Annotated in this window: 6 protein-coding genes; 3 read left to right on the top strand and 3 right to left on the bottom strand. The window is 66.7% G+C overall.

Annotated elements, in window-relative coordinates; all coding sequences use genetic code 11:
- Window positions 1–496: 496 nt before the first annotated feature.
- Window positions 497–5,557 carry an Ig-like domain-containing protein gene (locus DLM85_RS03155; protein ID WP_243635886.1) on the bottom strand — a complete coding sequence of 1,687 codons (5,061 nt, stop codon included), beginning with the start codon at window positions 5,555–5,557 and terminating at the stop codon, window positions 497–499.
- Between the two features lie 2,165 nt (window positions 5,558–7,722).
- On the opposite strand from DLM85_RS03155, the gene DLM85_RS03160 reads away from it, so the two are divergent.
- From DLM85_RS03160 to DLM85_RS03170, 3 genes are all read left to right on the top strand, one after another.
- Window positions 7,723–8,571 carry a GNAT family N-acetyltransferase gene (locus tag DLM85_RS03160; protein WP_111476605.1) on the top strand — a complete coding sequence of 283 codons (849 nt, stop codon included), beginning with the start codon at window positions 7,723–7,725 and terminating at the stop codon, window positions 8,569–8,571.
- A 130-nt stretch (window positions 8,572–8,701) separates the two neighbouring features.
- The gene (locus tag DLM85_RS03165; RefSeq protein ID WP_111476606.1) at window positions 8,702–9,643 is read left to right on the top strand and encodes a hypothetical protein; all 942 of its coding nucleotides are present in this window, start codon (window positions 8,702–8,704) and stop codon (window positions 9,641–9,643) included.
- A gap of 48 nt (window positions 9,644–9,691) precedes the next feature.
- Window positions 9,692–10,618 (top strand): hypothetical protein, encoded by a 927-nt coding sequence (locus tag DLM85_RS03170; RefSeq protein ID WP_111476607.1) that lies wholly within the window; start codon window positions 9,692–9,694, stop codon window positions 10,616–10,618.
- 1 nt (window position 10,619) lies between these two features.
- Here the strand turns inward: DLM85_RS03170 and DLM85_RS03175 are convergent, their stop codons facing one another.
- Together DLM85_RS03175 and DLM85_RS03180 are read right to left on the bottom strand one after the other, a co-directional pair.
- Window positions 10,620–11,555 (bottom strand): flavin reductase family protein, encoded by a 936-nt coding sequence (locus DLM85_RS03175; protein ID WP_111476608.1) that lies wholly within the window; start codon window positions 11,553–11,555, stop codon window positions 10,620–10,622.
- Window positions 11,556–11,600: 45 nt separating this feature from the next.
- The gene (locus tag DLM85_RS03180; protein WP_111476609.1) at window positions 11,601–12,137 is read right to left on the bottom strand and encodes a hypothetical protein; all 537 of its coding nucleotides are present in this window, start codon (window positions 12,135–12,137) and stop codon (window positions 11,601–11,603) included.
- Between the last annotated feature and the right edge of the window lie 11 nt (window positions 12,138–12,148).

Genomic DNA, 12,148 nt, shown 5'->3' on the forward strand with positions numbered 1-12,148 from the left:
GGCAATTCAGCACTGGTGCGCCGGGCGGTGATGCCACAGCCGCTACCGGCAGCAGGGAGGGGCGGCTGACTGCGGCCTCATGCGCCGGCGCCAGGTTTGCAGAAGGACAATCATTGCCTGGTCAGGCAATTAGCCGTGGCAATAACTGCCAAAGTTCGCCGCGTGGTGCGCAGCCAAGCAATACCTGGATTCAGGTAATTTGTCAGTGCCCGATGGGTCAGAACAGCCAAAGGGGGTTGGTCGCTCAGGAACGGGCTGCCTTGCTGCCCCGGTCCGGTTTGCGCACCCTTGGCCCTTATTGCAGCCGTGGCAGAACATCAAGCCTGCCGCGCTGAATGGCACCGGCGAGGCAAGGTGTTTTCGGGCGAGGACATGGATGGGGTAGGCTACCGTTGACCGAGCGCCGGTTGGCAGCCGGCGTCGGCAAGCGCAACGGGCGCCTGCGAAGAAGGAGCAGGCGCCCGGCGGCCCGGTAAGGGCCGCCGGGCGAGGGTAACTACTCGATGATCAGGCGTTTGGTGACCGGGCCCCGGGAAGAGGTAATGCATACCGTGTACACGCCCTTGGCTAAGCCGGACAGCGGCAGCGTCAGCGCGTTGGCCGGACGGGCAGTGGGCAGCACGCGCGTCAGCACCTGCTGACCCAGGGCGTTGAGCACCGCCACGGTTACTGGCTGCTGCTGCATAGCATCGGGCAGCTGCAGCGTCACTTGGGTATGGGCCGGGTTCGGGTAAAGACCCACTTGCTGGCCATGGGCGTTCTGCGTGGTAGCCGTCACGCGGTTCTGCGTCAGCAGCAGGGCGAAACGATTAGTGGGCGCCAGCGGCGCCAGCGTAAACGCGTAACGGGGTTGGGCCTGCAGGTCGATGAGGGCGCCCGTTTCAGTATCTCGGAGGTAGGCGTACGTGCCCGTGGGAAGGCGCAGCAGTTCGGAAGCGCGCAGCGAGTAGCTACCGGCCGCTGCCCGCAGGTAAAGCGGAACGGTGACGTCAGCCAGACTCAACGTGGGTAGTGCATTGACCGAGAGCAGCAGGTGACTCCCGAATTCGCTGGCCAGAACCGGCCCGTTGCCGGCTTGCAGCTTGTACGCATCCAGGCTCGCCTCGAAGCCGGAGGTGCCTCCGGACTCAAAGTATACGACGGCTTCGTCGGCCGCGCCACCGGAGCTGCTCACCTCCAACCGCACAAGCGGGGCGGTAGCGGCACCGCGCTGGAACACGGGACTCGTCGTGGTCAGCCGGGCCGCGTTGGTGAAACTAATGGCGCCGGAACCGGGGGTGCTCACCCGCACGAAGAAGCCCTGACCCGAGCCGATGACGTTGGTGCCGCCGTTGGTGCCGGTGCCGTTGGCTACGTAGCTGGCGTAGGTACCGGCGTACTGGCCGGTGGAGCGGTACACGTACACGGCCGCGTCCACGTTGGTGCGGCCCACCGCGTCCCAGCTCAGGGGCGAGGGATAAGGGTTGCCCAGCAACTGCCAGCCCGATTCGGCCTGGGTGCCGCGCAGCAGGCCCGTGCGGCTGATCGGGCCATGGTTGAGTGTCCCTACGAAGTCCACCGTCTGCGGGGCAGCGATGTTAACGGTGTAGCCGCGGCCTACTTCCAGCGCGTCGCTCAGTGCGCTAGGCGAAAAGTACCCCCGGTCAAAGTCCTGAGGGGCGGGGTTGCCGCTGCTGGTCACGCGGGTTTGGTCGTAGCCAAACACCGTGGGGAAGGGCGTTGCACTGTTGCCCTGCGTGTTGTAGAGCGGGTTCACCACCGGGGTATACCCCGCGGTGCCCAGGTCGGCCACGGTCGTGTTAGCAACGGGCGCCGAGAAGTGGCGGTAGCCCGGACCGGCGTTGCGCGAGGGGTCGATGTAGCGCTGCACCGTGGCGTTGCCGGTGACCACCCCGCTGCCGCTGTTCACGACAAAGGCCGTGCCCGTAGCGGTGGAGAGCAGCGTGAGGTGACCGTCCGAGGCCAGGTCGCCGTTCTGCAACAGCAACGAAGTGCTAACCTCTACCGGGCTCGTCAGCGTCACGGCAGCGTTGCCCACGGCAAGCTGGCTGAGTTGCGCCGTGCCGCTGCCGCCCCAGCGCTGGGGAGTCCCGGTCGAGGCAAACCGCAGCAAGCTGCCGGCTGCTGCGCTCAGCGTGCCGTTGTTGACCACGTCGCCCTGTACTTCCAGCGGGCCGGTGCCCAAGCTGAACGCGCCCGCGTTGGTGAGTACGCCCTGGACGTTGATCAGGCCGTTGATGTGGGTGATAGTTCCGGCGTTGGTCAACGGGCCTTGCACCAGCAGTTGCCCGCCGTTTTGCACCGTCAGGGTGGCGCCGTTGCTCAATTGCAGGCTACGCACCGGTTGCACCACCCCGTTCAGTACCGGATAGCGGGCTAGGCCGCTGCCGATAACCACGTCGCTGTTGGCATTGGGTACCTGGGCCGGTGACCAGTTGCCGGCAATAGACCAAATTGACGACGTAGCCCCCGTCCACACGTGCGTAATGGTGGGCTGCGTTACCGCAAAACTCTGCGTCGTAGAGGTCGTGCCGCACGGCGTCGTGGCGGAAAGCGGGCCGCTGGCAGCGCCGGTAGGCACCACTACGGTCAGCTGGCTTCCATCCGCGGCCACCGAGGCCACGGCGGCCGTTACACCGCCGCCAAAACCCACTTGCGTCACCTCGGCCAAGTTGGTGCCGGTGAGCGTGAGCGTGGTGCCCACCGGGCCGCTGCCCGGGGAAATGCCGGTCAAGGTGGGGGCGGCCCCGGCCGGAGCCGTGTACAAAGCGGCCACGTCGCTGTCGCTAAGCGCGGCGCTGAACACGCGCACCTCGTCGAGGCTGCCGCGGAAGAACGTGTAAGGGTTGCCGCTGGAAAAGTTGTACGTGCCCAGCAGCAGGGGCTGCGAGCTGGCCGCGGAGTGGTAGGTAACGGTGCCGCTGGCCAGCAGCGTGCCGTTGCGGAAAATCTTGGTGTTGCCCGCGCCGGCCTTCATTACGAAGGTGAATTGCTGCCACTGGCCGTCCACCGTGCCCGCCGGCAGGGTCACATCCAGGACGTCGGTGCCCTGGCCGGTGAGGCGCAGCTTGTACACGCCGTTCAGCTTAAACAACGACGCGTAGTAGTTGGACTGGGCCGGCGTGTAGCCCAGGTACTTGGAGAACAGCAAGTTGGCGCTGTCCCGGGGGTTGAGCGTCTCCGGTACCCGCAGGGGTTTGGCCCACAGCGAAATGGTCAGCTCCCGACTCGAGGTCATGGCAAACTGGGCATTGGTTCCCAGGTTGATGAGGTCATTGACCCCGTCGAAGCGGTAGGCTTGCTGGGCCCCGCAGTTGCGGTCGGCGGCCAGCACGGCGCCGCTCACCGTGCCGTTATTGCCGTTGCCCGAGGCATCGGTGGCATTGCCGGTGAAGGGGTAGTAAGCAACCGGCGCCGGCGCCGTTACGGTGAACGGCGTGGGGCTGGGGCTGCTGGTGCCGTTAGCGGCCGAAATCAAGGTGATGGGCCCGGTAGTGGCGCCGGCCGGAACCGTGACGGCCAGGGCCTGCCCGGTGGGCGAGTTGTTGTTGAAGGTAAAGCTGGTCGTGGTGGTCGTGCCGTTGAAAATCACCTGCGTCACCCCGGCCAGGTTAAAGCCTTCCAGGCTCAAAACGCTGCCCGCCGGGCCGCTGCTGGGCGTGATGCGGGTGATGGTGGGCGTGGTCACCTGAAAGCACTGCACCTCGGCGCCCGTGCCTGCGGGCGTGACTACCGAGATGCACAAGGCCGGTCCGCTCACCCGGCTGTCGATGGCTGGCACGATGGCCCGGATCTGCGTGTCGCTGAGTACCTGGTACGCCGCGTCGTAGATGCCAAACCGGACGGCGGTAGCTCCGGTGAAACCCGCACCGGACACAAATACGGTCTGGCCCATGGAGCCTTGGCGGGGGCTGGTGGTGCTGATGGTTGGGGCGGGCGCCGTGACCGTGACACTTACGGGCGTCGGCGCGCTGCTGCAGGGCCCGGGGCCACTGGCCACGACGCTGTACTGCGCCGTGCCTTGCGCGGTCGGTACGGCCGTGACGCTGCTGCCGGTGGTGCTCTGCAGGCCGGGGCCGCTCCAGGTGTAGGTGAGGCCGGCCAGCGGGCTGGTTACGCTGAGCGTGGTGCTCTGCCCGAGCGGAATGCTGCCCGGCGTGGCCGCGGCCGGGGGGGCGGCCGGCACGGCGTTAATCGTTGCGGTAACCGGCACGCGGGCGCTTTCGCAGCCGGTGTTGGCCCCGCCCGACAGCTCCTGGTAACTCACGTAGTAGGTGGTCGTGGCGTTCAGAGCGGGCGTGGTAAAGCTCGGGCCGCTGCCCAGGGCCTGCGCGGCAAAACCGCCCGTGCTTTGTGCATACCAGTAATACTGGGCCCCGAGCGGCGCGCCGCTGGCCATGAGCGTCACGCTGCCCGCTCCGCAGCGCCCGGCGCTGGTCACCGTCGGGCTGGGTGTCAGGAAGGTGGCGTGGTGCTGAATGGTTTGGGAAAGGCTGCACGTCCCGTTGCTGGCCGTAACGGTGTAGATGGTGGCCCCACCGTTGCCGCTGCTGGCCCCAACGCCCCAGTACCGGCTGTTGTTGCTCCCCGACTGGCCGCCAACGCCCCCGAGGTACGTGCCGCTCCCGCTCCCGATGGCAATGGTGTAGGTGTAAGCCTCGCCGCCCACCGGAGTGGCCGTCAACTGGCTGCTCAAATTGGAGCAGGCCGACGGCGTGGATAAGCTCAGCGTGAAGGCCGGCGCTGCCAGCGCCGTCACGCGGGCGCTGCTGCTGGTCGCGCAAGCACCGTTGCTCACCGTCAGGGTAAAGGTGTACACCGTGGAGGCGCTGGTGGCGGGCAGCGTCACGGTGGGCTGGGCCTGGGAACTGGCAAAGCCCGCAATGGCCGGACTTACCGACCACGTATAAGTCAAGCCACTTTGCGCCGAAGCGCCGCCCACCGTCACCTGGCTGCCGCCGCAGGCCTGCTGATCCGCCCCGGCATTGGCCGTCGGCGGCGAATCAACCGTGATGGACAGGGTTCGTGTCTCCGTACACGGGCCGTTGTGGGCCGTGATGGTGTAGGTGGTCGATTGCGTCGGGCTGATGCGCCACTGGTACGAGCTGCCGCTTGCCGGCAACGCCGTCACGCCCGTGGTCGGGCTGATGTCGTAGGTATACGCCGCTCCGGTGTTGGGCGAGGCCGTGACCGTGGTGCTTTGGCCCGGGCATACACTGGCGGCGGTGGCCGCTACCGAGAAGTTGGGGTAGGCCAGTACGCCCACGGTGACCTGGTCGGTAGCGGTGCAGGTGGCATTACCGGCCTCCGTGGCCGTGAGCGTGAAGACGTACTGGGTACTGGTAGTGCTGCTCGGCAGCGGCACCGTGGGCTGGGCCTGCGTGCTGCTGAACCCCGGAATGGCTGGGTTCACCGACCAACTGTAGTTGATACCCGGCTGGGCCGGCGCGCCACCCAGCGTAACGGTGGTGCCGGAACAGGCCTGCTGGTCGGCGCCCGCATTGGCCGTGGGCGGGGTGCAGAGGGTACTGAGCTTGGCCAGGAACAGGCCTTGCACGTTGGACAAGACCGTTGATCCAAAGGTTAACGTGACGCCGCTACCATCACCGCCGATGTAGGCGTTGCCCTGACCATCAAGGCCGACGGCGTTAGGCAGTACCTGATTGTTGCTCTGAGAAGTATCGAGAATGGGAAATACGTCGACAAGGCTGCCAAGAGCGTTGTACCTAGCTGCGTAGCCACTGCCGCGGAAGCTTCCCGTAATCGACTGTGTACCAATAGTGGTAGCGCTGTTGAAATAGCCAACGGCTACGGCCGTGCCGTCGCTGTGGCCGACTACCGCGGAGGCGTTATCGTAATTAGCCCCTCCCAACTGACGAACCCACTGGACGTTTCCTCCAATGCCAAGACTGATTAAGTAACTGTCCTGGCCACCGGCGCTTGTCAGGGTAGTACTGCCGCAGATGCCGGTACCCGTAAAATTGTCGATGATGCGCAAATTGCCTGCTCCATCCGTTGAGATGCCTTGGAAAGGACCGCTGACGCCTAATGGCCCGGTTTCGCGGGCCCACATAGCGGCACCGCCCAGCGTGAAGCCTACAACGAACTTACCGCCCCGAGCTGTCGAATTGGGCTGTGTATTGAGGGCGACCGGCAAAACGATATTGTCGAATCGTATTTGCGGCGTCGTTTCAAAGCCGCCGTAATACCCCGTTGCGTACACCCCGGCTGCATCCGCCACAATGTTGCTGCTTCCGCAACCGCCGCGGCCCGAGCCGGGCACTACGTCCTGAGCATAATTAAACCACACCTGGCTGCCATTGCCATCGTACTTCACTACGAACAAGCGGGGGTTGACCACCCCGTAGTTTGTTCCGGCGTATCTCCCGCCAAAATCCCCCACCGCGTAAACGCCCCCGTTGGGGTCGGTGGCAATGTCCGTAAAAGTGGTGGTTCCTAGTCCCGGGGTCGTGCCTCCCGGATTGATGGCCCATTGTACGTTGCCCGCAGCAGTGTACTTGGCCAAAAATGTATTCGGATAACCGGTAGCAGCAGAGGTGAGGGCTAGACTACCAAAAGAAATGCCCTCGTAGAACGTACCGCCCACGTAGGCGTTGCCGTTGGCATCAACAGCAAGGTGGATGCTTGAAGTGCTGTTGGTTGCAACGTCGATCAACTGCGCCCACAGGACGGCTCCCGCCGGGTTGTACTTAGCAATGTAAAGATCAGTAGACGGCGAGGGACCCGTGCGGGTTAGCGTGATGCTACCGAAGGTGGCACTCCCTCCAATTCCCCCCACAACATAGGAATTGCCGGCCGCGTCGGTTGCTATATCCACCACACCGGCGCCGGGTGCTTGGCTTGCCCACTCCCAACTCTGCGCAGTTGCCGCCGTGCTGCTGAGCAACAGCAAAAGCGCTACAATCCAGCGAGTAAGTCTCAAGTAAGACTTTTTTCTTGTAGAAATGTACATAAGCAAGGGCGTGTGACTTTGGAAAGAGTGCCTAAACTACACGCAGCTACTAATGCGCATAGCAAGAACCTGCAAATATATGGTATTTTATCAGGATTGCAAATAGTCATAAACTGGTATGTGGAGCCGCGTAAGTAGACATTGGGGCTATTAGTTATTGGTTTAAACTTGTTGTATGCCTGGCGGCCCTGGGGTGCCAAGCTGCCGTGGGCGGTAGGTAACTGATGGTAACACCCCGATGCAGGGTTTGTGGCGGCCAAACACCCGAATCCTGCCGGTGAGGCCCCTTGTTCCAGCAACGCGTAGTTGGCCCCACTGGCATATGCGGCGTCGGCCAACACGCCGTGCAAATGCCGGCCCTGGCCGTCGAGCCGGTCGGCGCTGGCGCGGACAATACCGCGGCGGCTGCTACGGCATCAGCGCGTGTATCCTGCAAGCTTTCCAGCGCGGCATTGGCTTTCACTGAGACTGAGCCGATGGGCTGCGTGTCGGCGGCTACCAACCCCGGCGCCAAGCCCAGGGCGAAGACGCGGCCAACCAGCTGCCCGAAGAGCTCTGCTGGGTACGGCTGCCAGGTGCTACGGTCGAGTGCCGGGGCAACTCCTCGTCCAGGCCATAGTCCAGGAAGAGTAGAATTGCAGGCGCAGTACTTGAGCAGGCACTGGTCGCTGACCAAGGTCGCCAGCCGGCTGGCCTGAATCGGCGCCACGGCTGCGGCCGGCTGGGAGAATTGCGCCACCTTCGCGCTCATGACTTTCTCCGCCGACCGCCTTACGTCCCGCACCCTGCTGGAGTGCTCCGCCGCCGAGCAGGCCGCGGCCATGAACCGCTCGTTCGAGCAGTATATCGTGCCCCTGCGCTTCGACGTGGCCAGCTTTCAGCGGCGCTTTCGCGGGGAGCACCTCGATGCCGAAGCCAGCCGCCTCTGGTACTGCGACGGGGAGCTGGTGGGCGTGGTCTACATAGCCCGGCGGGGCTGGACGAGCCGGGTAGCCGCCATGGGCCTGGTAGTGGAGGCCCGCGGGCAGGGCCTGGGCCGGCCCATGCTGCAGGCGGCCGTTGAGGAAGCCCGGCAGCGCGGCGACCGGCGCATCATGCTCGAAGTGTTTACGGCCAACGAGCCGGCCATTCGGCTGTACCAGCGGCTGGGCTTCGGCATCACCCGCACCCTGAGCGGCTTCGGCGCTCCGGCCACCAGCGCCGCGGCCCCGACTGCGGTGCTGGCCGCCGCGGACCCGGCGGAAGTGGCGCGGCAAATCGGCCGGCACGGCGACGACGTGCTGCCCTGGATGCTGACCGCCGAAACGCTGGCGGCCACCACCGCGCCCTACGTGCAGGCCTGGCGGCTGGGCGAGCAGGCCTACGCCCTGGTGCGCCCCGAGGCCGATAAAACCGTGCTGCTGAGCCTGGTGGTGCCGCCCGCGCACCGCCGGCAGGGCTGGGGCACGCGCCTGGTGCGCGCCCTCGAAGCGCGCTACGCCGGCAAGCCGCTGCTGATGCCCTGCCTGCTGCCGCCCGGTGCGGGGCAGGCGCTGCTGCAGCGCTGCGGCTGGGTGCCGACGGCCCTGGCGCTGTACGAGATGGAGCGGGCGCTGTAAGTGACTATACTTGTAGCCGGTCCGCCCGGCGGCCTTGACAACACCGCCGGGCGGCTTCTTTTTCGGCGGCCGCCTGCCCGGCGGCGGTGCGCGGGCGCCGGTAACTTTGTGGCCCCGGTTATTTTTCGTTATGGATTTCCTCCTTGATGCCCACCGGCGGGCTGTGTCGGTGCTGCTGCTCGGGCTGGCCGCCTGCCAGTCGGGGCCTACCGCGGCGGAGCTGGGGCGGCTGCAGCAGCTCGATGCGACCCTGCAGGAGCGCAATGGCCGCTCGGCGCGGTCGGCCCGTACAGTGGTGGCCGCGCTGCAGGAGCAGGTAGCGCGCAACCGCATGCAACGGCAGGACGTGGCCGTGCTCACCATGGCCAAAGAAGTGCGGGCCCAAACCGATTCGTTGACCCGCTACCTGCACGAGCTGCGCCGGCAGCTGCGGCCCGCCCCGGATAATGCCCGGCTGGCCGAGACCCGGCCCGTAGAAGCCGCGCTGCTGGGCCCCGCGGCCGATACGCTGCAGCAGCGCCTGAGCCGCTACGCCCGCTTTCTGCACCAGCTGGTGCCCGACGAGGGCGGCTTGCTGGCGGCCAGTCCCACAGAAGACCCGCGCATCCATGAAGCGGTGGGCAACGACCTCGACGGCCTGAGCTTTGGGGAGTTTTACTTTCGGGGCGCTTCCGTGGCATCGGCGCTGACGACGCTCGGCCAGAAAGAAGCCGAGGTGCGTCGACTGGAAGGCGAAGCGCTTAAGCGGCTCAGCATGAAGGTTGGCAGCCACCGGGGCTTTGAGCGAATCGGGGCGCAGGCCCTGCCCAAATTCGCCCAGGTGCCGGAAGGTGAAACCTACGAAGCGGCCCTGCTGCTGACCTCCTCGCACAGCGAGGCGTATGGCCTGACCATGCAGGCCAACGGCCGGGCCGTACCGCTGCGCCCCGGGGGAGTCGGCCGGGTGGAGCTGGCCGTGCCGGCCGATGCCCCCGCCGGGCCGGCCTCCTGGGCGGCTACCATCAAGGCAACCTACCGCGGGCAGGACACCACCTACCGCCTGCGCGTGCCCTACACCGTGCAGCGGCCTTAGAGCCGCGCCCGCTCTGTCTTACTCCTCGTTTCCAAGCTTCCTTTTCGCATGCCGCATTTCTCGCCGCCGGTCCGCCGCTTCGCCCTGCTCGCTGCCCTGGCCGCCGCGGGGCTGAGCACGCCCGCCTGCCAGTCGGGGGCCGACTCCGACGTTGCCCTGCTGCGGCTGCGGTTGGTAGATGACGCGCTGCTGGCCGGCAACAACGAAGCGCTGCACGCCAACGAAGGCACCGTCAAGCTGCTCCACGCCCTCACCGAGCGCAACCGCAACGCGCCCGCCGATGTGGTCCTGCTGGGGCAGGCCGAAGCCGTGCACGACAGCACCCGGGCCTTGGTCGGCCACCTGCGCGACGTGCGGGAGCAGTTGCTGCGCCGCACCGACAACCACGTTCATTTCAAGCACCTGAATGAGCTCCGCGCCGTGGCCAGCCTGCTGCCGGGCGGGGAGCAGGGCGCGGCCGGCGGCCTGCAGCGGCGCCTGACGCGGCACGCCCGCTTGCTCGGGCAGGTGGTGCCAGACCGCCGGGCCGCCGCGAAGCCGCTGCACGCCGACTTCGCGGCGGCCTCCGTGGCCTCGGCCCTGGCGGCGCTGGCGCGGCTGGAAGCGGGCGTGCTGCTGCGGGAAACGGAGGCCCTGGCGTCGTTGCAGGCCCGGGTCGGCCCCACCGACCTGCCCGTGACGGCGCGGGCCTGGGCCACTGCCGAGGCCCGCACGGTGGCGCCCGGCAGCACCTACAAGGCCGAGCTGTACCTGGCGCAGGCCCTGTACCGCCCCGGCCACCTCACCATGACGGCCAACGGCCAGCCCGTCAGCATCGACGCCGGCGGGTTTGGCCGAGTGGCCTTTACGGCGCCCGCGCTGGGCGGGGCGCTCCGGCGGCAGCTTGCGTGGGAGGGCACGGTGCGGGTGCGCCTCGCCGGCCACGACACCACGTTCCGCGTGCGGGTGCCCTATACCGTTGTGCGGCGCCGCTAGCTTACGCGGCCAGCAGCAGCACCTTCCAGGCGTCGAGCAGGCGGCCTTCCTCCAGCAGCTGCTGGCCCAGCCGGTGCAGCTGCCGGCGTAGCGCCGCTTCGTCGTGCTGGTACTTGTGCAGCGTGTAGGCCACCAGCGGCTCGTCGCGGTAGGCCTGCGCGTCGGCGGCCGTGGGCAGGGCTGCGCGCTCGATGTTGCCCAGGCGGCCCAGGTTGTTGCCCGTCAACACTTCGCTGTGGCGGATGTGAACGGGCAGCTCGTCGATGCCGATGCCCTGGTGGCGGTTGGGCTTGGGCACTTCGAAGAGGCTGTCGGGCGTGACGCGGCTGTACCAGTCGCCGCCGAGGCGGGCCACCGCGTCGAACTTGTGCGGGTCGATGCCGGGGCCGTTGGCGAGCAGGATGTCTTCCCGGAAATGGCTCTGCACCACCCGGCACACGACCAGGTTGCCGCCGCCGTTGGAGTCGCCGATGGCAATGACCTGCTCCACCACGCACTCAAACGACACCGGGCACTCGGCCACGCGCGGCGGGCGCACCTTGTCGGCGGCCAGTTCGGTGAGGCCGGCCTTGCGAAATTCGTTGACCTCGCGGCCGTACTCGGTCGAGGCCAGCGACATCTGCTCCACCAGCGGGTAGTCGCAGATGTTGATGACGCACTCGGGCACCTCGTCGCGCACGTTGTAGAGGGTGTGCTTCTGGGTGTTGTCGCGCACGCGGTTGGCCGGCGAGAAGATGAGTGTGGCGGGGTTGGAGCTGAACACGTTGAAAAACGAGAACGGGCTCAGGTTCACGTTGCCGGCGCGGTCGATGGTGCTGACGAAGGCAATGGGCCGCGGGGCCACGGCGCCGAGCATGAACTGGTGCCACTCGGGGCCGGGCAGGGTACCGGGCGTGATGGTGCGAAACGCGGAAGCGGTGGGAGCGGGCAGGGGCATACGGATGGGCTGATTCGGGACCGAAGTTCTGGGTTTTGGCCGGAATCAGTCGTCGGAATGCCAGCTGCCGGCCGGGCCGTGGTAAAACGACTGCACCAGCAGCCCCTCGTCGTAGCCCAGCTGGTAGCCGTCGGCCCGCGCCGTATCGGCGGCATCGGGGCGGTAATAGAAGGTGTACTGTCCCAGAGCGTAGGCCGTGCGCGGCTCGGCTGGCAGGTACGCCGGGACCAGCTGCGCCAAGGAATCGGGGTAGTGGCCCTGCCGGGCGCGGTACTGCTCCAGCACCTGAATCAGCGCGGTGGCGCGGCGGCGGGAAACGTCGGCCTGCCAACCGGCCAGCACGAACGGCAGCACCACGGCCAGAGCCAGCACGGCCGTGGTGGTCAGCAGGTAGGCCCGCAGCGGCTGCCGGTTGTAAATGAACGTCAGCGGGGCCAGCAGCACGGCGCCGAGCAGCAGGACGACCGAGCTAATGACGAACTGGATGCCGGGAAACAGCTGCAATTGCAGCACCAGCAGGCCCAGCAGCAGCAACAGGCCGGCCAGCAGCGGGAACAGGATGGATTGGCCAGGACGACGCACGAATGATAGCA

The organism is Hymenobacter edaphi, from assembly GCF_003258365.1.
Classification (GTDB): Bacteria; Bacteroidota; Bacteroidia; order Cytophagales; family Hymenobacteraceae; genus Solirubrum; species Solirubrum edaphi.